Below are 23,410 nucleotides of genomic sequence, written 5' to 3'. Positions count from 1 at the left end.
TCTCAGCTTGCTAATCCTTGTCCGCAAATCCACGGACAGACCCCGGCGACCACTATGGGCAAGGACGTAAGCGTCAACATCCTCCACCGCAGGGCGTCAGCGTGGGGGAGGAGGCGGGAGGAGGAGAACGTGCAGACGCAGGTGACCCAACGCGGCAGGCAACCATTTTTGTGACGTATCACGCAGAGCAGCACGGCGATTCTGTGCGCCAGTCCGTAATAACCGGGTGGTTTTGCAACACAGATCACAACTGATAGCGCGCAGGCGTAGAGCCGGGGAGGATGAGAAGCGGCGGCAGATACTCACAATGTGGCAGGTAAAACGATTTCCGTTTCCGCTAACAGGATGGAGTTATGACAATGAAAACCGGTGCACGCATTCTTGCCCTTTCCGCCCTGACGGCCGTGCTGTTTTCAGCTTCTGCCGTTGCCAAAATTGAAGAGGGAAAGCTGGTCATCTGGATCAACGGCGATAAGGGCTACAACGGCCTGGCTGAAGTGGGTAAAAAGTTTGAGCAGGAAACCGGCATCAAGGTGACGGTTGAGCATCCGGACAAAATGGAAGAGAAGTATCCGCAGGTCGCCGCCACTGGCGACGGCCCGGATATCATCTTCTGGGCGCACGACCGCTTCGGTGGTTATGCGCAGTCAGGCTTGTTAGCGGAGATTTCGCCGGACGCGCGCTTCCAGGAGAAAATCTTCCCCTTCACCTGGGACGCGGTGCGCTTTAACGGCAAGCTGATCGGTTATCCAATCTCCGTTGAATCCTTATCGCTTATCTACAACAAAGATCTGCTGCCTGAACCGCCAAAAACCTGGGAAGAGATCGCCGCGCTGGATAAGAAAATGCGCGCGCAGGGCAAGAGCGCCATGATGTTTAACCTGCAGGAGCCGTACTTCACCTGGCCGCTGCTGGCGGCGGGCGGCGCTTATGCCTTTAAGCTCACCGATGGCCGCTACGACGTGAAAGATACCGGCGTGGATAACGCTGGCGCCAAAGCGGGCATGACCTTCCTGGTTGATCAGGTAAAGGCCAAAACGCTGAATGCTGATACCGATTACTCCATCGCCGAAGCCGCCTTTAACAAGGGGCAAACCGCCATGACCATCAACGGGCCGTGGGCGTGGAGCAACATCGACAAGAGCAAAATCAATTACGGCGTCACGCTGCTGCCAACGCTGCATGGCAAAAACGCCAAAACCTTCGTCGGCGTGCTGAGTGCCGGCATCAATGCCGCCAGCCCAAACAAAGAGCTGGCCAAAGAGTTCCTGGAGAATTACCTGCTGACCGATGCCGGTCTTGATGCGGTCAACAAAGACAAACCGCTCGGCGCGGTGGCGCTGAAATCATTCCAGCAGACGCTGGAGAAGGATGAGCGTATCGCCGCCACCATGACCAACGCGCGCAACGGCGACATCATGCCGAACATTCCGCAGATGGCCGCCTTCTGGTACGCGATGCGCACGGCCACGCTGAATGCGTTGAGTGGACGCCAAAGCGTCGATGCGGCGCTGAAAGATGCGCAGGCACGACTCAACAAGTAATCCTCTCTACCAGAGCCGGCGCAATCCGGCTCGTTACTGGCTGTTAAGGAAAACCGCATCATGTCAGGAAAACCGAAAACGGCACGGTTCAGCGCCGCGCTGAAGGCTCTTTTTCTCGGTATCTGCTGTCTGCTGGTCGGCTATCTGCTCGTGCTGATGTATGCAAAAGGTGAATATCTGTTTGCGCTGGTGACGCTGATTATCAGCGCCGTCGGCATCTGGATTTATGCCAATCGTCGCGCTTATGCCTGGCGCTATGTCTATCCCGGCCTTGCGGGCATGGCGCTGTTCGTCCTGTTTCCCCTCGCCTGTACCGTGGCGATTGCCTTTACCAACTACAGCAGCACCAACCAGCTGACGCTGGAACGCGCGCAACAGGTGTTGCTGAACCGTCAGTATCAGGATGGATCGGCGCTTAATTTCTCGCTGATCCCGGCGGGCGATCGCTGGCAGCTGGTACTGACCGAAGCCGCCAACGGACAAACCTTCGTCTCACCGGCGTTCGCCTTTGGCGGCGCGCAACAGCTGAAACTGGCCAGCGCCCCGCCGCCGCCGGGCGAACGCGCCACGCTGCGCATCGTCACCACCCATCGTCAGGCGCTGAACCAGATTCAGGCCGAGCTGCCAGATGGTCGTCAGGTGGTGATGAGTTCACTGCGGCAGTTCTCTGGCACGCGCCCGCTGTATGTGCTGCAACCTAATGGCGATCTAAAAAATCAGCAAAACGGCGTGCTGTATCAGGCCAATCGCGAAACCGGTTTCTATCAGAACGCCAGCGGCGAAGCGCTGAGTCCGGGCTTTACGGTGAATAGCGGCTGGAAGAATTTCATTCGCGTGTTTACTGATGAAGGGATTCAAAAACCGTTTCTGGCGATCTTTGGCTGGACGCTGCTGTTTTCCTTCGTGACGGTAGTGCTCACCGTGGCGGTTGGCATGGTGTTGGCTTGCTTAGTGCAGTGGGAAGCGCTGAAAGGCAAAGCGGTGTATCGCGTGATGCTGATTTTGCCGTATGCCGTGCCTGCGTTTATCTCGATTTTGATCTTTAAAGGCTTATTCAATCAGAGCTTCGGTGAAATCAACGTGATGTTGAAAGCGCTGTTCGGCTTCCAACCCGCGTGGTTTAGCGATCCGACGCTAGCGCGCACCATGCTGGTGATTGTCAATACCTGGCTCGGTTATCCCTACATGATGATCCTCTGCATGGGACTGTTGAAAGCCATTCCGGACGATCTTTATGAAGCCTCGGCGATGGACGGCGCTGGGCCCATGCAGAATTTCTTCCTGATTACCCTGCCGCTGCTGTTAAAGCCGCTGATGCCGCTGATGATCGCCAGTTTCGCCTTTAATTTTAATAACTTTGTGCTGGTGCAGCTGCTTACCAACGGCGGACCGGATCGTATCGGCACCACCACGCCAGCGGGCTACACCGATTTACTGGTGAATTACACCTGGCGTATTGCGTTTGAAGGCGGCGGCGGGCAGGACTTTGGCCTGGCGGCAGCAATCGCCACGCTGATCTTCCTGCTGGTGGGCGCGCTGGCGGTGATCAATCTGAAAGCCGTGCGGATGAAATTCGATTAAGGAGGCGTTATGGCTATGGTGCAACCCAAATCGCAAAAGCTGCGTCTGTTGATGACGCATCTGCTGCTGCTGATGTTTATTGCGGGAATTCTGTTTCCGCTGCTGATGGTCTTTGCCATCTCACTGCGCGCCGGTAACTTCGCCACCGGCTCGCTGATCCCAGAGCAGATTTCCTGGGAACACTGGCAACTGGCGTTAGGTTTCAGCGTGGAGCACGCCGACGGGCGCGTCACTCCGCCGCCGTTCCCGGTGCTGCTGTGGCTGTGGAACTCGGTGAAGATCGCCGCCATCAGCGCCATCGGTATTGTGGCGCTCTCCACCACCTGCGCGTATGCCTTTGCCCGCATGCGGTTTGCCGGACGCGCCACGCTGTTAAAAGGCATGCTGATTTTCCAGATGTTCCCTGCCGTACTGTCGCTGGTGGCGCTGTATGCACTGTTTGATCGCCTGGGACAATACCTGCCGTTTATCGGCCTCAACACCCACGGCGGCGTGATCTTTGCCTACCTTGGCGGCATTGCCCTGCACGTTTGGACCATTAAAGGCTATTTCGAAACCATCGATGGATCGCTGGAAGAAGCCGCCGCGCTGGATGGCGCCACGCCGTGGCAGGCATTCCGCCTGGTGTTGTTACCGCTGTCGGTACCTATTCTGGCGGTGGTATTTATTCTGGCGTTTATCGCTGCCGTCACCGAAGTGCCGGTTGCGTCGCTGCTGTTGCGCGATGTGAACAGCTACACGCTGGCGGTTGGCATGCAGCAATATCTGAACCCGCAGAACTATTTGTGGGGCGATTTTGCCGCGGCGGCGGTGTTGTCTGCGATTCCAATTACGCTGGTGTTCCTGCTGGCACAACGCTGGCTGGTCAGCGGCCTGACGGCCGGCGGCGTAAAAGGCTAACCCGGTTATTATCCTCCTTCCTCAATGTTCACTGCAGTTGAGGTTTTTGGCGGCCTGAGGGCCGCTTTTTTTATTTGGCGGGGATTATCAAAAGACCTTCTGTCACCATAGACAAAATGAATGCAATCGCGTCAAAAAGGTTATGGTTCCTGAGTAATAAAGGTCGCGACTACATTCTTAAGCAATAGGTATAACTGGCTGAAAATGAAAGTAGCGCTCATGCGACGCTGTGTTTGGAATTGATCGAATGCTTCAATTGGGCTGACATTTTCCAGATTACTAAAGTTGAGACTGGCAAATAATGCGTTAAGTTCATCCTTAGACCTTGAATAAGGCCAGCCGATTTTGAAAACCAAACTCCATGTTGTTAACCCTTCCGTTTTGAATATTGCGTAAGGTTAATTGTTGCAATTTTTATCGACTTAAGGCGGTAATAAGATAGTCATCAGGTTTTAGCCAACAGTAAATATATCGCGGTGCGAGAGTGGATGAATGAAATTATTTAGAACTTTACTGCCCAAGCATAGTTGAATACAGATCGTAATTTTCCTCATCAAAGCACACCAAATTGACGCGCTCGATGTGGGGGTTGTCACGTAAACACTGGTTAATCACACCCAATGCGATCTCAGCCGCCGATGCCTTAGGAAATCTGTATATGCCGGTGCTGATATTGGGAAACGAAACGGTTTGGATGCCATATTCATCGATCAGCTTAAAACAGCTCAGATAGGCATTTTTTAACAGCGTTTCTTCGTCATGTTGCCCGTCATGCCAGTGTGGTCCAACGGTGTGAATCACATATTTTGCCGGCAAATCACCCGCCGTGGTGATCACTGCATCTCCGACTTTACAGCCACCTTGTCGATTCCTGATTTTCTGGCATTCAGCCAAAATCGCTGGCCCGCCTGCCCGATGGATGGCGCCATCAACTCCGCCTCCACCCAGCAACGAGGTATTAGCGGCGTTCACAATAGCGTCTGCCGAAACTTTGGTTATGTCATCTTTGAGCAATACTATTTTGTTCATGTTAGTTCTCCTCCTCAGCGTTAGCAGTGTTAGCCAAAAGCTATGCGATCATCCTCTCATTCCATCCATCCTTACACACAATGTTGCCGTCCACGTACAGCATTTATCAAACCAATTAACAATTAATCTTTTTCCTTCATTGCCCCCGCCCAGAAATCATCAATAATTTGCTCAATATTTTCCGCTGTTTCGCTATTTGACTGACGCACTATTGCATCGATTATTTTTTCTTTATCTAACCTTTGCAGTTCTGACTGTGATTCAACACCACTGATCGCTGCGATATCTGCGCCAAGTAAATACGCTCCCATGCGGATAACATCCCACTCCATTTCCTCACCTCTGACAGGAAATTCGTAAATACGATTTTCTTCTATCAGGCCATATTCACTAAGGATTTTGTACAGATCCGCTGCGTCTTTACCATTTTCATCACCGCGATCGCGCCACGCAAACAGCTTGAGCAAAGCAAGGCCTGGTAACGAGCAAAATGGAATAAGCTCTCCATCAGATAGCTCAACCAATACCGATTCGCTGAAGGCTTCTTCAAAACCATCGACAGACATAATTATCTGTACGATCAAGAATGAGGATTTCTCGTGCAGTAGCCCCCGCGATGAAATAGGCAATACTTTGCTCAGCGCAGATTTTATTAATACTACGCAGCAGTGCTTCAGTAACTGAAAAGAGTGGCTTCGTTAAGGTTAAGATATTTTTCATTTATGATCCTTGCGACTTCCCTCTTCCTGTCATCACCGCTTTCCAGCAGATCCGCCAGGCATAGCATAGCTCGCGCGCGTGAAGTCAGATGATAACGTCCCCAGAAACCGGCAATAAGCTGGAAATCCCCTTCACGAGAAGGTTTTAGCGCGAGTTCTTTACGACGCTGCAGCAACGAATGTGGGGTGTAAACAATTGCTGAGGTGGGCACCAGATAGCCGTTGCTGAGGTTTGCAGCTGCCAACTCTCCTCCTGCAATTTCATCGTCAATCAAAGCAAGGTATTCTGGTTTCTCCGGCATAGCCAGCTTCAGCTGATCAAGTTTGGGCTTTAACGAGCGAGGATAGTCATCTATCCACATTGCACAGAGTTCATCTACGCCGATGAGCCGCCTGCCATTTTTAGTCTTGCGAAAATAACGTTGACGCTCAAGATATTCGAAGGCTTTGCTTACCATACCCAAAGAGATTCCCGCCATTTCAGCCAGTGCACGGTAAGGTTGGTCGATAACGCTGGGGTCTGACAGCAAGATAAACAGCAGCTTCATGACTCCTACCGGGAATCTTCCGCCTGAGGTCACGGATTTTTTTTCTTGTTTGCCCTCAATCAGCATAAAAAATCCTGGTAACTGAATGCTTGCATTGCCGGCGGTATCGATGAAATTGATGTCATTTTGCATACAGTAAGCAGCAAGTGACTGACTGAGCTGATTGCAGATAAGCAGTACTGGGCGTTCCCGCTGCAAGCTTTCGATATGGGCTTTCACCCGCTTAAGCGTCTCCATACGATGGATATGCTTAACCTCAAGGGTGAAGTTTATACTTTCATCATGCGGCGCAAAGAGTATGGCCGAGCCAGCCGGAGGCAAGACGTGTGGAGCGAGGTCGTACTCCAGACGAAGTCCGGTCGGCAGGCAGCGGATTGCATCAGAAATCAGTTGTTCCATCTTCATTTGTTCACACTTTCGTTTCGTTCATGATTCATGAACAGAATAATTATATGAACAAAGATAACAAACTACAACATTTCCTTAGCCACAAACACCGCGCCATCTGCGTGCGAATCGTCATCATCAATCTCACTCAACGTCATCAACCCAATCGTTTTCTCAATCACCAGTAATACCAGCAGCGCGTAGCTGATAAAGATCACCGAAATCGCATTCACCGTCGTATCAAAAGTCTGATCGATGTAATGAGTTCCCAACTATTCGATTGTCACCGCAGGCATGTTCCCGGTGAACAATGCGCAAAAAGGCAACTCAGTTTTACCCTGAATGGCGACCCCACGGGTTAATTCATCACTAATCCGCCATCGACGTATAACGTTTGCCCGGTGACAAATTCGCTCCAGTCGGAGGCCAGAAACAGTACCGGGCCAGTGACATCTTCCGGGCACGCAATGCGGCGCAGCGGCGTTTGCGTGGTGAGGAGATCGCGCACCGCTTCACGCGTTGCCTGGCTGGCATCAGTGGGATAAACCAGGCCGGGCGCGACGCAGTTAACACGAATGCCCAGCGGCCCCAGCTCCGTCGCCAGCGTACGGCTAAAGCCGGTCAACGCGGCTTTAGCCGTGATGTAATCGTGATACGGCACTGAGGGACGCGCCACCAGATCGCTGGTCAGATTAACGATGCTGCCACGCACTCGCGTACGCATTAAAGGCAGCGCCGCCTGGCAGACGTTATAAGCGGCTTTAACCGAGCCATCGAACTGCGACTGATATCCTGACCACGCGGTTTCCCAGAAACGCGGACGATTCTCGGTGTCGAAAACGTAAGGCGCAAAGGCATTGTTGATCACCGCATCGAGTCGGCCGGTCGTGTTGACGATTTGCTCCATCATTGCGTAGACCTGCGGCTCAGACGTGACATCTGCGGCAATCGCCAGCGCGTCCCCGCCCAGTGCGCGACACGCCTCAACCACGCTTTCAGCCGCCGTAGCATTACGCAGATAGTTCACCATCACAAACGCGCCTTCTGCGGCGAACGCTTTAGCCATTGCCGCACCAATACCTCGGCTGGCGCCTGTCACTAAAACTGTCTGGTTGGAGAATTTCATGTTTTGCTCCAGTAGAAATAAGATCTTATATCGTCACGCGCAATAAATTGCGCCGCTACGGTGCGGGGCCACGTTAGTCCGCATAGGGGGCGTAATGTTCGGCGGCCGTTTCTGCGCCCTGCTCAATTTCCGTGATGGTCACCAGATCGAGCAAACTAAAACGCCCGTCGTGATGCCAGCCCGCTTCCGGCGAGGTCATATTGCCAAACCCGGCGATGCGGGTGACGCCCACTTGCCCGAGCAGAGCGGAGATGCGGAACAACGCCTGCGGCGCGGCCGCTACGCCGGCGGTTTGCAGAAAATGCCGCTGCGGCGCCAGCAAATCGATCACCTCATTCAGCGCATCAACTGACACCACTTTTAACGTGCGCCCAAGGGCGCCAGGCAATAACGCTTCCGCGTGATCAACGCTCACCACCGCCCAACTCTCTGTCGCATCGCCATACAGCGTGCGATCGCCACGCAGTGCGCGAATCTCCTCGCCATTACGCCACGCGGCAATACTGTTCGTCTCTTCGCTAGCCAGCGGACGGCGGGGATGTTTATGCGCCAGTGCGGCAAGTTCATGGGCGATATAGCTGGCGAACTCATTTGGCGACACCTTACCGCCGCGTTCAACAAACAGCATCTGCGGCGAGTAGCAACCCGCCTGGTCGTAACACATCACGTCGTGAGCCACGCGACGCGCCAGTTCAGCGCCCTGCCGTGAATTCAGCGCTGAATTCGCCACTAGCCCAAAGCTGATTTTGTGGCCGTGTGGCAGAAAGCGGGTGGTGACAGGCAAACGCTGTTGGATCGCCGCCAGCGTTGAGTTTCCGCCATAAGCCACCACCGCATCGGGCTGGCGCAGCCACGTTGGCTCGGTTTGCGCATCGCCACCTTTCCACCACACTACTGCGATGCACTCGCCCAGTTTTGGGTCGATTTCCGCCAGCAATTGCGCGAACCAGCTCGCCATCAGTGGCTCATTGCCCGGCAGTTTGCCAATGGTGCCCGCTTTGACCAGCAGACCGCAGATCAAACTCCACAGCGGCAAACCGGGCACATTACCCGCCCAGATGTGCATCAATAGCTGCGGGCCAAATGCCCGCGCGAAACCGCCTTTAGGGCGCGGTTGGAAATCGTCGAGCATTTGAGGATCGGCGAAATCTTCCGCCAGAAAGCGTTTCAGCTGCGGCTGGCGGAAAGTTTTCAGGTAGCCGGTGAGGCCAAGGCGCACCATTTCGGCATCGTAACCGGTGATAATCGGCAGCAGCTTTTCAGCCTTGATACGTAACGGATGCTGGCGATCAAGTAGTCGCACTACCGCTTGATCAACGACGGCAATGATCTGCGCGACGCTTAGCTGGCAGAGGTAGGCGCGGGCGTTGGCGCGGATGCGCGCAGAAAGAGCGTTTATCTGCTCATCATTGAGTTGCGGAACGCAAACCTCAAGATTTTCGCCGTGATGGCTGAAATTCAGCGTGTGCCACTGCACGTCATCAATGGAAAGGCCCGGCAGATGACCGGCAATTTCTTTCACAGCGGAGCCCGCGCGCCGGCGAGAAACGCATCCATGGTCAATGAACAGCCTTTGGCATCAGCACCGGTCGCGCGTCCCAGCAGATGAAATCCGCCAGGCACGATCGCACCGGCATCTTCCGTTAACAGGGCGGAAACCGAGTTGAAATGCGCCAGATCGTGATGCACCAGCACGCCAATCTCGCCCTCCGGCACATCATCACCGGTAAGCGGATTGACCACACGCGTGCGGATCCAGTGCGGTCCTGATTTCACCGGCGGGCAGTGTTCATTCCCCGAGTCGTAGAATTGCGTGCTGATTTCGGTCATACCGTACATGTTGATGCAGTGTTGGCGCGGAATGCCGAATGCGGCGGCGAGCGATGCGTAGAATTCTTCCGCGCCCATTTCGCGTGACTGGCCCTTAAACCCGCCGGTATCCAGAATGCGACTGCCTGCAGGCAGCGAGAAGCGCCGCTGCTGGCGCTGCATTTCATCGAGCAGATGCACGAAGCTGTAGCTTGCACCCAGCAGCGCATACGGCTCGCCGCGAGCTTCGGTCTGCTCCAGCGCGTTGAACAGAAGTTCGGTTTCGAGACCCTGCTCGCCCACCATCACTGCACTGTCTGGCGTACCACATTCCTGTAGCGCCACATCGAGATAGGTAGCCAGCGAGGAGTTCGGCATCACCACCGGGTCCGGGAACAAAATGCCCATGCGGATACGTGCTCTGCCTGCCATAAAGCGGCGGCGGAAGTTGAGCAGCATTGAATGTTTCCACACTTCCAGCGTTGGGTGGTAGCTGCGCCCTTTTACCGTGCCGGTAGTGCCGCTGGTCATAAAAATGGCTGCCATTTCGTCGACGGGTCGGCAGCTGAGGGTCAAATCTTTAAAGGCGGTAATCGGAATGGCGGGAATATTGCGCCAGCTTTTCACCGTCAGGGGCGTGCGGCCACGCTGGATGGCGAAGCGGCGATAAGGTGGGTTATGGGTGAACTGGTAGGCGAAGATTTCAAGGGCCAGCTGGTTGAAATCGTCGTCTGAGGCATCTTCGCGCTGCAGGAATGCCAGCAGAGCCTGGATGATTTGGGTTTCGTTCATGTGCATAGCCACCTTTGCGATTGCGCAGAGACTCCCAGGCATCGCCTGAAGAGCGCGAACTGTCCGCTACAAAGCACAAAGAGGGAATCAGGGCGTACTGTCGCCCTGCGGTTCCGCATCCCTACGCCGGTATTAGCCGGATCAGGTTCGGAGGGTCACTACGTTGCCAGCGCAGACACGCCAGCCGGTAGAATCTCAGCCCCTTAACAGAGCACCCCTTGGAACAAGCCGCAGTCTAGGGTGGCGCCCGATGATGTGTCAACCCTGTTAAAAGTGGTGGCGATTAACGCAGTCATTCCCACCTGCCCGGCATTAATCGCGCCGTGTCTTATACTTTTCCTATACGTTTTTATGGAGGTGAAGTATGGCTGGCGGTTGGTCGGAAGACGGTGCGGTTCACAAACAAATTGATGCCACGGTTGATGATGCGGTAGCCCGCGCCCGCGAAAATCTCGGTCACGGCGAAAGCGCTGAGTTTTGCGATGAGTGCGGTGAACCGATCCCGGAAGCGCGTCGCGCGGCGTTAGCGGGCGTGCGTTATTGCGTGAACTGTCAAAGCAAGATGGATAAAAAACAGGCGGCGAACAGCGGTTACAATCGTCGCGGAAGTAAGGATAGCCAGTTGCGTTAATACCCCGCTTTCTGGCTGTTTCGGAAAAATGTTCTAAGCTATTTAGGTAGTTAAAACTTATTCCACTGAAAGGAACTCATCACGATGAAAAAAACAGTATTAGCAACCGCATTTCTTGGCACCTTTATGGCAATGACATTGTCAGCGTGTTCTTCTAATCAGGCCATTAAGACTACCGACGGACGCACTATCGTGACGTCTGGCAAGCCGCAAATCGACAGCGACACGGGCCTTGTTTCCTATAAGGATGCGCAAACCGGTAAAACTGAGCAGATCAATCGCGACAAGATTACCAACATGAGCGAACTGGATAATTAATATCCTTATAACTGTCTGGAGAGACTAATGAAAAAATCAATTTTGCTTTCTATTACTGCAGTGATTGCCCTGTCCGCACTGACCGGATGTACGCGTACTTCTTACGCTATCCACACCAATGATGGTCGCACCATCGTAACTGATGGCAAACCACAGGATGCGGAAACCGGCCTGCTGGGTTATGTGGATGCCAATGGCGTGAAGCAGCAAATGAATAAGAGTGACGTGAAAGAGATTTCAGAAATTCCTAAGAAATAATCTGACTGAATCCGCACCGCTGAAAGAGATTGTCCTTCCAGCGGTGCGGATTTAACGCCCTGATATGCCTGATTTAGCCATCGTTGCGCTGCAGTCCATCGATATACCTTTTACTCTCCCTCAGCACCTCAACAATGCGTTCAAGTTCCACTGGCGCGCCACTGCGTACCGGCATGCTGTTAGCCAGCCGATGCATGCGCAGCGGAATTTCTAACGTACAAGGAATATCTCTCAGCCAGCACTTAACCTGCTACACGCCATCCTCGCGTCAAACGCTTTTCTATCTCCACCAGCACAAAGATTCCGGCGCTTACCGCCAACGAAATCAGCCAGTATTTAAACGGCAGCGGCGTGGTGCCAAACAGCGTGTTCATCAGCGGAACATAAATAATCATCGCCTGTAGCGCGATAAGCACCACGGTGACCAGCCAGATACCCCGGTTTTTCAGCAAACCTGCATCCAGCGAGAACCCGTTACTGTTGCGGCAGTTCAGCATGTAAACCCACTGCGCGGTCACCAGCATCTGCAGCAACACGGTGCGGATAAACTCCGGCGTGTAGCCGCGCGGCTGCAGCCAGGCTTCCAGCACAAAGGCGCTAATTGAAATCAGCAGACCCACGAAGATCACGCGCCAGATGGCGTAACCATCCATCACCGGGCTGCGCGCGTTACGCGGCGGTCGGCGCATGATGTTGCGTTCTGCCGGTTCGAATGCCAGACCAAACGACAGCGTTGCTGAGGTCGCCATGTTCATCCACAAAATCTGCACCGGCGTCAGCGGCAGCAAGTTGCCCATCAGAATCGCAATGATGATCAGCAATCCCTGCGCGAGGTTGGTGGGCATGATAAACAGAATGGTTTTCTTCAGATTATCGTAGACGCGTCGGCCCTCTTTCACCGCCGCAGCGATAGTGGCGAAGTTGTCATCGGCGAGGATCATATCTGCCGCCTCTTTGGTCACTTCAGTGCCTTTAATGCCCATCGCGATACCGACATTGGCCTGCTTCAGTGCGGGCGCATCATTGACGCCATCACCGGTCATGCCAACGATCTCACCGCTGCTCTCCAGCGCTTTCACCAGACGCAACTTATGCTCGGGACTGGTACGAGCAAAGATGTCGTACTCGCGCGCGGCCACACCCAATTCGGCATCATCCATGTGCTCCAGCTGATAACCGGTGATGGCGGAGTCGCTGTTACCAATGCCCAACATCTGACCAATCGCCATCGCGGTTTCCGGGTGATCGCCGGTGATCATCTTCACGCGAATTCCGGCCTGCTGGCAGTCGCGAATGGCGCTGATGGCTTCCGGACGCGGCGGATCCATCATGCAGGCCAGTCCCAGCATCTGCATGCCGTGACGTAAATCATCGTGATCAATAGAGTGCTGCGCTTCCGGCAGCCAGCGCCACGCGGCGGCGACGGTGCGCAAGCCTTCGCTGGCGTAAGTGGTGATCGCCGCTTCCCAATAGCGGCGATCAATGACTTCCGCCTCTGTCGCTCCCTGCTGCTGCTGACACAGCGCAAGCAACACATCAGGCGCGCCGGTCATCAGCAAGCAAGGCTTGCCATCAATCAGGCAGCTTACCGCCATGTATTTGTAGGCCGAATCAAACGGCAGCTTGCTCAGGATCTGCACGTTGTCACTCTGAATGCCCGCCTTGGCGGCCAGCACTTTTAGCGCACCTTCGGTTGGGCCACCGACAATGCCCCAGTTGCCGTTGGCATCCTGACGCAGCTGGCTCTCGTTACAGATATCTACCACCTGCAAAAAACCCTGCATCAGCGCATCGGACTGCTGGCCGGCTTCAAGGGTAAACTCACCTTTAGGTTCATAGCTGTTGCCGCTGATGCGCCACTGGCTATTCGCCAGCACCACTGCTTTTACCGTCATTTCGTTCATGGTTAGCGTGCCGGTTTTATCCGAGCAGATCACCGTCATGGCGCCGAGCGTTTCGACAGTCGGCAGCTTACGAATGATGGCGTGATTGCGCGCCATCGACTGCACGCCGAGCGACAGAATGATCGAGATAATCGCCGGTAAGCCTTCCGGCACGGCTGCCACCGCGAGGCTGATCACCGACAACAGCAGCTCCGTCACCGCGATGTCACGCAGCAGATAACCAAACACGAACAGCGCCGCCATCATCAACATAATGATGCCGAAAATGGCTTTACCGAGTTTGTCGATCTGCACCAGCAACGGGGTTTTCGCCTCTTCAATCGCGGAGATCATCGCATTGATGTGGCCCAACTCCGTGTCGCCGCCGGTGGCGATCACCACGCCCAGCGCGGTACCCGAGCTGACGGTCGTGCCGGAATAGGCCAGGTTCAGGCGATCGCCGAGCGCTTTCTCGCCCTCCAGTGCCACGGTATTCTTAGATACCACCGTCGATTCACCGGTCAAAATCGCCTCTTCGACGCGCAGGTTATGCACTTCAAACAGACGCAAATCCGCCGGGATCTTATCGCCTGGGCGCAGCATGACCACATCGCCCACCACCAGATCCTGAGTGGCGACGGTAATCTGCTGGCCATCGCGTAGCACCATGGCATCGCTCGACATCATGTTCTGAATACTTTTCAGCGACTTTTCTGCGTTACTTTCCTGAATGAAGCCGATTAGCGCGTTGATAACGGCCACGCCGAGAATGACAAAGGTATCGACCCAATGGCCCATCACCGCAGTGATCACCGCGGCCGCCAGCAGGATATAGATCAGCACATCTTTGAAATGCGCCAGAAAACGCATCAACAGTGATTTTTCCGCTTTCTGCGGCAGCACGTTTGGCCCGTTGGCGGTTAATCGTTGCTGAGCGTCGGTTGTGCTCAATCCCGCGGGTGAGCTGTTTATTGCTTTAAATACGGCGGCGTTATCCTGCTGATAATAGGGCCGCGCGGTTGCCTCCGAACGTTTTGGCTGAATAGGAATAACGGTCATAATTAACCCCGTGAGATTGAAATGAAAATATAAAAGCGTGCGAAAATAAAAAACACATTTTAATTATATTTTCCCGAAGCATACTGACCGTGGTCATGTTTTTACCGATTTGAAAGTGTGATGCTAATAAAGAAAGCACTAATTACTCAGTGTTATTATTTTCACCCGATTAGAAAGCTCACGTAACGAATATATCTTCACCGTTTGTGCCAGACTCTATTAACCTGATGGGGAATTATTTTGAATAAAATACATAAACTGACATTTCCGATGATTATCTTCTTTATTTTCATTGCGGTATCATCAACTACCGCGATTGGTTTTCTGACCTACAATATCGTTTCACGCATGGCGGGATAATTAGTTTCGCTATACACAGCGAAATTAAACGAAAGTTAAACACCTTTAATCCACCCCTGTTAATGACCCTTATATTGCGGAGGGTCATTATTCACTGCTTCATCTAATGGCATATTCCCGCCCTTTCTTTCTTATTGAGGCAGGGGCATGAATAATTGGCCAGTGCTGGGCGCACTTCTAATTTGTTTGGTTTTGATTGGCTGTGACAATAAAAGCGGTGGTGAAATCACCACACCTCGCGTAATTAAAGCGTTAACACTGAGTGAAAATACCACAGAGAAAGTCAGGCTATTTCCGGCGCGTATTTCAGCCGGCGATTACACCGAGTTAGCCTTTAAGCGTACCGGTCGGCTAGCGCAGCTGCAGGTGCGTGAAGGCAGCCATGTTAAGGCTGGCGAGGTGATTGGCCGGCTGATCGATACTGATGCGCAACTGCGGGTCAACGATCAGCAGAACAGATTCAGGCTGGCAGATCGCCAGTATCAACGCTTTAGTGCGCTGGCCACGCGCAGTGCCGTTTCGCAAGCTGATATGGATGTGCAAAAGGCGAACCGCGACGCCGCCGCCGTGGCGCTCAACATCGCCAAACAGGAGCTGGATTACCATACCTTGCGCGCACCTTTTGACGGCATCGTCACCAGCGTCGCGTCACAAAATCATCAGGTGGTCGCCGCCGGACAAACGGTGGCGGTGATCAGCCGTAACGATGTGCTGGATGTGATTTTTAGCGTGCCGGAAAACCTGTTTACCAGCCTTGACGTGCAGAACGCGACCTATCAGCCGGAGATCAGCCTGAATGCGCTGCCGGGCCGTACGTTTCGCGCGGCATATAAAGAACATCGCGCAGAAGCTGATGCCGCCACGCTAACCTGGCAAGTGGTGCTGACGATGCCGCGTCCCACAGATTTACCGCAGGTCAGCGGCTTGAGCGGCACGGTAAAAGTGCAGATGCACAACCTGCCCACGTCCGATGGCACCCCGCTGCTGCGCGTACCCGCCAACGCGGTGTTTAACCCGGATCACAGCCTGCCAAATCAGCCTTACGTGTGGCTAATCAGCGGTGAAGGCGATGTGCTTAACGTTCAGCAGCAGCCAGTGGTGGTGGGAAAACTCAATGCACAGGGCATCGAAATCCTTTCCGGGCTGAACGTGGGCGATCGTATTGTGGTCGCGGGCGTCAGCGATCTGCGTGATGGTCAGGCGGTACGCTTGTGGACACGCGAGCGAGGTCTGTGATGCGCCTGCTGGAACAGTTCCTTAAATACCCGATTCGCAGCTGGCTGGTGATCCTGCTGCTCGGCGTGGGCGGCATTTTTGCGCTGCTCAATATCGGTCGCCTGGAAGATCCGCTTTTTACCATCAAATCGGCGGTGATTGTGACGCACTATCCCGGCGCTTCGGCCCAGCAGGTGGAAGAGGAAGTGACGCTGCCGCTGGAGAACGCCTTGCAGCGTTTGCCGTCCCTCGACAACGTCAGTTCGATTTCCAGCAACGGCTTATCGCAGATCACCGTCACGATTCACAGCCATTATCGCGCCGACGACTTGCCGCAGGTGTGGGATGAACTGCGTCGCCGCGTGGACGATGCCACGCGCCAGTTTCCGCCCGGCGTCAGCGCGCCCATCGTCAATGACGACTTTGGCGATGTGTACGGCTACTTCTTTACCCTTTCGGGAGAGAACTTCAGCAACGGCGAGCTGCGAACTTATGCCGATCAGCTGCGGCGTGAGCTGAATCTGGTGCCCGGCGTGGCGAAAGTGGCGATCGCCGGCATCGAACAGGAGCAAGTGAACATCACACTCTCTAGCCAGCAGATGGCGGCGCTGGGCATTACGCCACAGCGTGTGGCCGCCGTGCTCAACAGCGTTAATGCCGTTTCCGATGCGGGCCAGATTCGCATCGGCAATGAAGCGATCCGTTTCCATCCCACCGGCGAATTTCAATCGCTGGACGAGATCAGCGCGCTGCCGATCTCCGCGCCTGGCAGCAGCCAGCAAGTGCTGCTGCGTGATATCGCTACGGTCAGCTATGGCGTCACCGAGCAGCCGGGTAATCTCTATCATGCTAACGGCGATGCCGCATTGGCGATGGGCGTCTCCTTTGCGCCTGGCGTCAACGTCATTGATGTCGGTGATGCGTTAAGCGCCAAAATTCAGCAGCATCAGCAGGCCAAACCCCTCGGCATCGCGCTGGACGTGTTTTATAACCAGGCGCAGGAAGTGAAGCAGTCCGTCGATGGCTTCATCAATAACTTCCTGATGGCATTGGCGATTGTGGTAGGTACGCTGCTGCTGTTTATGGGCGTTCGCAGCGGCATGGTGATTGCTGCCTCGCTGGCGCTCAATGTGCTTGGCACGCTGTTGATCATGTATTTGTTTAAGCTTGAGCTGCAGCGCGTGTCGCTGGGCGCACTGATTATCTCGCTCAGCATGCTGGTGGATAACGCCATCGTGGTGGTGGAAGGCATCAAGGTCGATCGTCAGCGCGGCAAGCCGTTGCAACAGGCGATGATGCAGATAGTAAAACGCAGCGCGCTGCCGCTGCTTGGCGCCACGGTGATCGCCATCATTGCTTTCGCACCGATTGGTTTATCGCAGGATTCCACCGGCGAATACTGCAAATCGCTGTTCCAGGTCCTGCTGATTTCCCTGCTACTGAGTTGGATCACCGCGCTAACGCTAACGCCGGTGTTCGTGCAGTGGATGGATGGCCGTCAGGTGGTCAGTAAAACAGCCGCGCAGCCATATCAGGGCGTGTTGTTCCGCCTGTATCGCCGCGTGCTCACCACGCTGCTGCACTTCCGCATCACGACCTTGGTGCTGATGGCGGCGTGTCTGGCGGCATCGTTCTATGGCTTTGGCTACGTGAAGCAGAACTTCTTCCCCGCCTCTAATACGCCGATTTTCTTCACCGATCTGTGGCTGCCGTATGGCACTGACATCCATTACACCGCGCAAACCGCGCGCGAGATTGAAGGCTGGATCAGCCAGCAGACCGGGGTGACCAGCACCGTGACCACCATTGGTCAGGGCGCGATGCGTTTTACGCTGACCTACGATGCCACGCGGCAGTACAGTAATTACGGGCAGATAATGGTGCGTGTGCAGGACGCGAAGCAGCTGGAAACGCTCGCCCAGCAGACCGAGCAGCACATCCGGGATAACTTCCCGCAGGTGACGGAGCGCATCAAACGCATTAATTTCGGTAGCGCCAGCGACAGCACGATTGCGTTGCGCGTCACCGGCCCCGATCCCATTACGTTGCGCCAGATTGCCAGCCAGATTGACGACATTTTCCTCGCCGAAGGCAGCGCGTTTCCGCCACGTCATGACTGGCAGGCGCGCAGTAAAGTGATCCGTCCGCAGTATTCGCCGCTACGCGGTCAGCAACTTGGCGTGGATAAGCGTGATATCGATCGCGCGCTACGTATTAACTTCAGCGGCGACGCGGTCGGCCTGCTGCGAGAAGGCTCGCGGCTGATGCCGATCATGCTAGAAACTTCGGCGTTCGAGCGACAAAATATCGATCATCTTGGCAATATTCAGGTGTGGAGTCAGGCGCAGCAGCGCTATGTGCCGCTGGCCAATCTGGTGAGCGATTTCCAACTGGAGTGGGAAGATCCGCTGATTATGCGCCGCGACCGCATGCGCGTGTTAACGGTGCAGACCGATCCCGATCCGGCCAGCGGCCGCACCGCGGCGGAAATTGTGGCGCGCGTGCAGCCGGCTATCGATCAGCTGAGCTTACGCGCGGGATATCATCTGGAATGGGGCGGCGAGTTGGAGAGTTCACGCGATGCCCAGAGCGGCCTGCTCGGTTCGCTGCCGCTGGGTTTCCTCGCGATGTTTGTGATTACCGTGCTGATGTTCAACTCGCTGCGCGATGCGCTGGCAATCTGGATTACCGTGCCGCTGGCGCTGATTGGCGTCACCTGCGGCTTCCTGCTCACTGGCATTCCGTTTGGTTTCATGGCGTTGATTGGTTTGCTGAGTTTGTCAGGAATGTTGATTCGTAACGGTATCGTGTTGGTTGAGGAAACGCGCCAGCTCGCGCTACATCAGCCGTTGCAGCACGCGATCCTGGATGCCGCGACTTCGCGTCTGCGCCCGATTCTGCTCACCGCCTTCACCACCGTGCTCGGACTGCTGCCGCTGCTGCGCGATGTCTTTTTCCAGAGCATGGCGGTGGTGATCATTTTCGGTCTGGGATTCGCCACCGTGCTGACGTTGCTGGTATTGCCGGTGCTGTATCAAAGTTTTCATACTGTTAAAAAGGCTTGAGCGCTAACAACGCACACGCCGTAGCGGCGCGAACCAGCGCGCCGCTACGAAACGTCATTAATATGTTGTCCTGCGCTCGCCAGTAATATCTTTTTCAACATAAAGGTCAGCGGAATCGCCAGAATCGCGCCGATGATGCCCAGCAGCGATTGCCAGATGAGAAACGCCAGCAGCTGGGTGGTCAACGCCATATTTAACCGCTTGCCCAATAATAGTGGCTCAATGACTGAGCTAAGGATGAGATTTAGCGCGACAAAAAACAGCGCGACCACCAATGCGGTTTGGACATCAAACAACATATAACTTTGTAGCACCGGCGGGATGGCCGCCATAAATGAACCCAGCACCGGAATATAGTTGAACACAAACATCATCACACCCCAGAAAAAGGCAAACTTCAGGCCGAGAAGATGCGCGCCAGCCCATACAATAATGCCACCGACAATACTGGTTAACGTTTTCACCTGAGCGTAAACAATGACGCTTTGCACACCCTCTTCAAGCGCCACGTAATAGCGCTGATATTTCCCTTCGGCCTGTTTGCGTAGCAGGATCTTTAAATTTCTCATTTCATACAACATGAAAAACAGCATCAGAAATACCATCAGCCACCAGGAGAGAATGCTGGGTATTTGCGTGAGAAAACTGGTGACAAAGCGCACCACCGCACCCGCATCAACAAACGCCAGCATGTCGTTGGGCGTCAAAACAATGCCCAGATGACTAAACGTCTGCGTCACCGGCTCGAAGCGTTCGGCCAGCAGCAGCGGTGCCTGGCGGCTCAGCTGAATTAAATCGGGTGTTAATACGGTCAGCTTGATGATGGTGAAGACGATCACCAGTAACAGCAATACGATCACCAGCAGGGATGACAGCAAACGCGGCACGCGTTTTCTTTCAAGCCGACTGATTAACGGATCGAGCATAATCGCCAGAAACAGCGACAGCATCACCTGATTAATTAACGCTGATGCCAGATAGATACCGGTAAGAATTATGGTTAGCGTGGCGAGAATTAATAGTACGCGTAAAAGCCTCGACCAGAGAGGAAATTCGTTCAGTCCCATCATAAAGATCCTTCATCCTATACAAAATGTATTATAGAGAAAAACCTGTGCGCGGGGCCTTGTTTGAGGTCAAGTGAGGAAAAACATTCAGGCCATGATAACACCGGCCTGAATGTCACACGTTATTAGTTGATTCTGAATCTCCGCGTTAAAGGTTTCTCGATTTCGACAATTAAAAACATCACGAAGCCAATAATCAGGGTAATAATCCAGTAGCGTAACGGTAGCGCGGTGGTACCAAAAAGCAGTTGCATAAACGGTGCGTAGATAATCAGTAATTGCAGGACTAACAGCACCCCGCTGACAATCCAGATACCTTTATTCATCAGCAACCCTTTGCTTAATGAGAAGCCATTGGAAACACGGCAGTTCAACATATAGAACCACTGCGCCGTCACCAGCGTTTGTAATAACACGGTACGAATAAATTCTGGTGAATAGCCGCGCGGTTGCAGCCACGCCTCCAGCACGAAGGCACTGATAGCGATCATCGAACCGACAAAGATTACGCGCCAGATGGCGAAACCATCCATTACATGCAGTTTGGGATCGCGCGGCGGACGACGCATGATATTTTGCTCGCCCGCTTCAAACGCCAGCCCAAAAGAGAGCGTGGCGGACGTCGCCATGTTCATCCACAAAATCAACACCGGCGTGAGCGGAATTAAGTTTCCCGCCAGCAATGCAATGATGATCAACAAGCCCTGCGCAAGGTTGGTTGGCATGATGAACAAAATGGTCTTTTTCAGATTGTCATAAACCCGGCGTCCTTCTCGCACCGCGCTGGCGATGGTGGCGAAGTTATCGTCGGTTAGCACCATGTCGGCGGCTTCTTTGGTCACTTCGGTGCCTTTGATGCCCATGGCGATACCGACATCCGCCTGCTTGAGCGCGGGCGCATCGTTTACGCCATCGCCGGTCATCCCGACCACCTCTTTTTTGCTCTGCAAAGCCTGTACCAAGCGGAACTTATCTTCCGGACTGGTACGGGCAAAGATGTCGTAAGCCTGCGCCGCCTCGCTCAGTTGATGATCATCCATGACTTCCAGCTCACGTCCGGTGATCGCGGTGCTGGCGTTGCCGATACCCAACATCTGACCAATACTCATCGCGGTTTGCGGATGGTCACCGGTGATCATTTTGACGCGAATCCCGGCTTGCAGGCAGTCACCAATGGCGGTGATGGCTTCTGGTCGCGGTGGATCCATCATCCCGGCGATGCCGAGCAGTATCATGCCCTGATGTAGATCCTGATGCGTCAGTTCGCTTTGACCTGGCGTGGCCGGTTTCCAGGCCGCCGCCACCATGCGTAATCCCTCGCGCGCATACTCTTCTATCCTGGCTTCCCACCACGGCAGATCGATTGGCTGCAGCCCGGCTTCCGTTTGCTGCTGCTGACAATGTCTGAACAGCACGTCCGGCGCACCGGTCAGCAGCACGCACTCTTCATCGCCGATCAGATAGTGCGTCGACATGTATTTGTATTGCGAATCAAAGGGAATTTTATTGCGCAGTTCGGTGGTGACGGAAGGTAAATGTCCTTTGGCGGCCAGCACCTTGAGCGCACCTTCCGTCGGCCCGCCGGTGATTTTCCACAAGCCGGTTTCATCTTTAATCAGCTGACTGTCGTTACACAGATCGATGGTGCGCAGATAGCGCTCCAGTATTGAGCCTTGCGTCACCTTTACCGGCGAAGCGTCGTCGGCTTTATGGATGGCGCCCACCGGTTCATAGCTGACGCCATCGACGCGATAAATCTGATCGGCGGTAATAATCGCTTTCACCGTCATTTCATTCATGGTCAGCGTGCCGGTTTTATCCGAGCAGATAACTGTCATCGCACCCAGCGTTTCCACGGTGGGCAGTTTGCGGATGATCGCCTGCTGCTTCGCCATGGTTTGCACGCCGAGAGAGAGAATAATTGAGATAATCGCCGGTAAACCTTCAGGTACCGATGCCACGGCGAGGCTAATCAGCGATAGCATCAGCTCAGAAACCGGCATATCGCGGAACAGCAGACTGAAGACAAACAGCGCGGCCATCATCGCCAGGATGATCAGGAAAATGGCTTTGCCGAGTTTATCCATCTGCACCAGCAGCGGCGTGCGGTGCTTTTCGATATCGGACATCATCTGATTAATGTGCCCAAGCTCCGTGGCACCGCCGGTTGCGACCACCAGCCCTTTGCCCCCGCCGGAGCTGACGGTCGTGCCTGAGAACAGCAAATTAGTGCGGTCGCCCAGCGGCAACTCCCCGGTAAGTGCGTCCGTGCCTTTTTCAACAACCGTCGATTCGCCCGTCAGAATCGCTTCCTCAACGCGCAGATTATGTGCTTCGATGACGCGCAGGTCCGCCGGTATGCGGTCGCCCGCGCGGATTACCACCACATCACCCGGCACTAGCGCGGTGGTGGGCAGCGTCTCATGATTACCCGCGCGGATCACCACCGTTTCGCTGGAGAGCATGTTGCGAATACTTTGCAGGGATTTTTCCGCGTTGCTCTCCTGAATATGGCCAATCAGGGCATTCACCACCGCGACGCCGAGGATCACCAGCGTATCAACCCAGTGTCCCATTACGGCCGTCAGTACCGCAGCGGCCAGCAGAACATAGATTAAGACATCGTTGAAGTGAGCGAGAAAACGTAACCAAGCCGGCTTACCGGGTTTCTGTGGCAGGGCATTTTCCCCGTATTGCGTTAAGCGCGCCGCCGCTTCAGCACCGCTGATTCCCTCGGTTGAACTTTGCGTACTGGCCAGCGTTTCATCGACAGAAAGTTGATAGTAGGTACTTTCCGGTTTAGCAGTATTCATCGCTTTCTCCTCAAATCCTGTTTCGGAAATCAAGGCGGTGATATCCCGTGATTAACAAGACGCCATTGAACGAAAAGAACAGACCTGACGTGCTCGTTTTGAGCAATGGTCCGTTTCTGTTTGAAATATATGTCATTAATGCCTGCTGAGTTGCAGAGTAACTGCCCTATTTTCTCTATAAAAAAGATATTATTTTGAAAAATTAACGTTATAAACGTAGCACAGGGATATTCATCGCATTCATCTCGCAATAAAACGTTTGAAGCTGAACACGCCTCTCTCATCAGACTAATCCGACCCTGCTAA

Annotated in this window: 18 protein-coding genes and 1 riboswitch; of the genes, 8 read left to right on the top strand and 10 right to left on the bottom strand. The window is 54.2% G+C overall.

The genetic code is table 11. From position 1 onward, the window contains the following. Positions 1-353: 353 nt before the first annotated feature. Genes malE through malG form a run of 3 tightly spaced genes read left to right on the top strand, consistent with a single transcriptional unit; the run spans position 354 to position 4,025 of the window. Entirely contained in the window at positions 354-1,544 is a 1,191-nt protein-coding gene (gene malE, locus AC6I8K_RS19465; RefSeq protein ID WP_064740246.1) for a maltose/maltodextrin ABC transporter substrate-binding protein MalE, read from the top strand. Positions 1,545-1,604: 60 nt separating this feature from the next. Then, positions 1,605-3,125, top strand: a complete 1,521-nt coding sequence (gene malF, locus AC6I8K_RS19460) for a maltose ABC transporter permease MalF (protein WP_497827338.1) — start codon at positions 1,605-1,607, stop codon at positions 3,123-3,125. A 9-nt stretch (positions 3,126-3,134) separates the two neighbouring features. Next, positions 3,135-4,025 carry a maltose ABC transporter permease MalG gene (malG, locus tag AC6I8K_RS19455; protein ID WP_008110659.1) on the top strand — a complete coding sequence of 297 codons (891 nt, stop codon included), beginning with the start codon at positions 3,135-3,137 and terminating at the stop codon, positions 4,023-4,025. Between the two features lie 510 nt (positions 4,026-4,535). Here malG and AC6I8K_RS19450 read toward each other — a convergent pair. The 7 genes from AC6I8K_RS19450 to AC6I8K_RS19420 form a co-directional block, all read right to left on the bottom strand. Continuing rightward, positions 4,536-5,054 (bottom strand): O-acetyl-ADP-ribose deacetylase, encoded by a 519-nt coding sequence (locus AC6I8K_RS19450; protein ID WP_483818065.1) that lies wholly within the window; start codon positions 5,052-5,054, stop codon positions 4,536-4,538. 122 nt (positions 5,055-5,176) lie between these two features. Then, entirely contained in the window at positions 5,177-5,620 is a 444-nt protein-coding gene (locus tag AC6I8K_RS19445) for a hypothetical protein (protein ID WP_497827337.1), read from the bottom strand. 107 nt (positions 5,621-5,727) lie between these two features. Next, entirely contained in the window at positions 5,728-6,726 is a 999-nt protein-coding gene (locus AC6I8K_RS19440; RefSeq protein ID WP_497827336.1) for a type IV toxin-antitoxin system AbiEi family antitoxin, read from the bottom strand. 65 nt (positions 6,727-6,791) lie between these two features. Beyond that, positions 6,792-6,980: a hypothetical protein gene (locus AC6I8K_RS19435; protein ID WP_497827335.1), complete on the bottom strand. Its 189-nt coding sequence runs from the start codon at positions 6,978-6,980 to the stop codon at positions 6,792-6,794. 86 nt (positions 6,981-7,066) lie between these two features. Then, positions 7,067-7,834, bottom strand: coding sequence for an SDR family oxidoreductase (locus AC6I8K_RS19430; protein WP_497827334.1), 768 nt, complete (start codon positions 7,832-7,834; stop codon positions 7,067-7,069). Positions 7,835-7,907: 73 nt separating this feature from the next. After that, positions 7,908-9,356 (bottom strand): acyl-CoA reductase, encoded by a 1,449-nt coding sequence (locus AC6I8K_RS19425; RefSeq protein ID WP_497827333.1) that lies wholly within the window; start codon positions 9,354-9,356, stop codon positions 7,908-7,910. Beyond that, on the bottom strand, positions 9,353-10,435 hold the full coding sequence (locus AC6I8K_RS19420) for a LuxE/PaaK family acyltransferase (protein ID WP_483818070.1): 1,083 nt from the start codon (positions 10,433-10,435) through the stop codon (positions 9,353-9,355). The genes AC6I8K_RS19425 and AC6I8K_RS19420 overlap by 4 nt, the downstream gene beginning before the upstream one ends. Before the next feature lie 101 nt (positions 10,436-10,536). Next, a riboswitch (TPP riboswitch) is annotated at positions 10,537-10,664 on the bottom strand. 135 nt (positions 10,665-10,799) lie between these two features. On the opposite strand from AC6I8K_RS19420, the gene AC6I8K_RS19415 reads away from it, so the two are divergent. The 3 genes from AC6I8K_RS19415 to AC6I8K_RS19405 all read left to right on the top strand — a co-directional run bounded on the left by AC6I8K_RS19415 (position 10,800) and on the right by AC6I8K_RS19405 (position 11,642). Continuing rightward, positions 10,800-11,066: a DksA/TraR family C4-type zinc finger protein gene (locus AC6I8K_RS19415; protein ID WP_064740255.1), complete on the top strand. Its 267-nt coding sequence runs from the start codon at positions 10,800-10,802 to the stop codon at positions 11,064-11,066. Between the two features lie 84 nt (positions 11,067-11,150). Next, positions 11,151-11,384, top strand: coding sequence for a YgdI/YgdR family lipoprotein (locus AC6I8K_RS19410; protein ID WP_064740256.1), 234 nt, complete (start codon positions 11,151-11,153; stop codon positions 11,382-11,384). Between the two features lie 27 nt (positions 11,385-11,411). Continuing rightward, on the top strand, positions 11,412-11,642 hold the full coding sequence (locus AC6I8K_RS19405; RefSeq protein WP_064740257.1) for a YgdI/YgdR family lipoprotein: 231 nt from the start codon (positions 11,412-11,414) through the stop codon (positions 11,640-11,642). A 242-nt stretch (positions 11,643-11,884) separates the two neighbouring features. Here AC6I8K_RS19405 and AC6I8K_RS19400 read toward each other — a convergent pair whose 3' ends face one another. Next, complete coding sequence (locus AC6I8K_RS19400) at positions 11,885-14,584, bottom strand: cation-transporting P-type ATPase (protein WP_497827332.1); 2,700 nt, start codon at positions 14,582-14,584, stop codon at positions 11,885-11,887. Positions 14,585-15,091: 507 nt separating this feature from the next. Between AC6I8K_RS19400 and AC6I8K_RS19395 the strand changes: the two genes are divergently transcribed. Both AC6I8K_RS19395 and AC6I8K_RS19390 read left to right on the top strand, forming a co-directional pair. Beyond that, complete coding sequence (locus AC6I8K_RS19395) at positions 15,092-16,180, top strand: efflux RND transporter periplasmic adaptor subunit (protein ID WP_497827331.1); 1,089 nt, start codon at positions 15,092-15,094, stop codon at positions 16,178-16,180. After that, on the top strand, positions 16,180-19,224 hold the full coding sequence (locus tag AC6I8K_RS19390) for an efflux RND transporter permease subunit (RefSeq protein WP_497827330.1): 3,045 nt from the start codon (positions 16,180-16,182) through the stop codon (positions 19,222-19,224). The genes AC6I8K_RS19395 and AC6I8K_RS19390 overlap by 1 nt, the downstream gene beginning before the upstream one ends. Positions 19,225-19,268: 44 nt before the next feature. On the opposite strand, the gene AC6I8K_RS19385 is transcribed toward AC6I8K_RS19390, so the two are convergent. Further along, the gene (locus AC6I8K_RS19385; RefSeq protein ID WP_497827660.1) at positions 19,269-20,291 is read right to left on the bottom strand and encodes an AI-2E family transporter; all 1,023 of its coding nucleotides are present in this window, start codon (positions 20,289-20,291) and stop codon (positions 19,269-19,271) included. Between the two features lie 125 nt (positions 20,292-20,416). Continuing rightward, entirely contained in the window at positions 20,417-23,104 is a 2,688-nt protein-coding gene (locus tag AC6I8K_RS19380; protein ID WP_497827329.1) for a cation-transporting P-type ATPase, read from the bottom strand. Between the last annotated feature and the right edge of the window lie 306 nt (positions 23,105-23,410).

It is taken from the genome of Pantoea sp. X-Soil-ISGK-421, from assembly GCF_059730785.1.
The sequence above is the reverse complement of the archived record's forward strand: the minus strand, read 5'-3'. Positions and strand labels throughout refer to the sequence as shown.

Coding starts and splice junctions, on each gene's coding strand:
- AC6I8K_RS19415 (WP_064740255.1), top strand. CDS start 10,800: ATGGCTGGCGGTTGGTCGGAAGACGGTGCGGTTCACAAACAAATTGAT.
- malE (WP_064740246.1), top strand. CDS start 354: ATGACAATGAAAACCGGTGCACGCATTCTTGCCCTTTCCGCCCTGACG.
- AC6I8K_RS19400 (WP_497827332.1), bottom strand. CDS start 14,584: ATGACCGTTATTCCTATTCAGCCAAAACGTTCGGAGGCAACCGCGCGG.
- AC6I8K_RS19430 (WP_497827334.1), bottom strand. CDS start 7,834: ATGAAATTCTCCAACCAGACAGTTTTAGTGACAGGCGCCAGCCGAGGT.
- AC6I8K_RS19405 (WP_064740257.1), top strand. CDS start 11,412: ATGAAAAAATCAATTTTGCTTTCTATTACTGCAGTGATTGCCCTGTCC.
- AC6I8K_RS19445 (WP_497827337.1), bottom strand. CDS start 5,620: ATGTCTGTCGATGGTTTTGAAGAAGCCTTCAGCGAATCGGTATTGGTT.
- AC6I8K_RS19410 (WP_064740256.1), top strand. CDS start 11,151: ATGAAAAAAACAGTATTAGCAACCGCATTTCTTGGCACCTTTATGGCA.
- malG (WP_008110659.1), top strand. CDS start 3,135: ATGGCTATGGTGCAACCCAAATCGCAAAAGCTGCGTCTGTTGATGACG.
- malF (WP_497827338.1), top strand. CDS start 1,605: ATGTCAGGAAAACCGAAAACGGCACGGTTCAGCGCCGCGCTGAAGGCT.
- AC6I8K_RS19390 (WP_497827330.1), top strand. CDS start 16,180: ATGCGCCTGCTGGAACAGTTCCTTAAATACCCGATTCGCAGCTGGCTG.
- AC6I8K_RS19380 (WP_497827329.1), bottom strand. CDS start 23,104: ATGAATACTGCTAAACCGGAAAGTACCTACTATCAACTTTCTGTCGAT.
- AC6I8K_RS19395 (WP_497827331.1), top strand. CDS start 15,092: ATGAATAATTGGCCAGTGCTGGGCGCACTTCTAATTTGTTTGGTTTTG.
- AC6I8K_RS19440 (WP_497827336.1), bottom strand. CDS start 6,726: ATGAAGATGGAACAACTGATTTCTGATGCAATCCGCTGCCTGCCGACC.
- AC6I8K_RS19450 (WP_483818065.1), bottom strand. CDS start 5,054: ATGAACAAAATAGTATTGCTCAAAGATGACATAACCAAAGTTTCGGCA.
- AC6I8K_RS19420 (WP_483818070.1), bottom strand. CDS start 10,435: ATGAACGAAACCCAAATCATCCAGGCTCTGCTGGCATTCCTGCAGCGC.
- AC6I8K_RS19385 (WP_497827660.1), bottom strand. CDS start 20,291: ATGGGACTGAACGAATTTCCTCTCTGGTCGAGGCTTTTACGCGTACTA.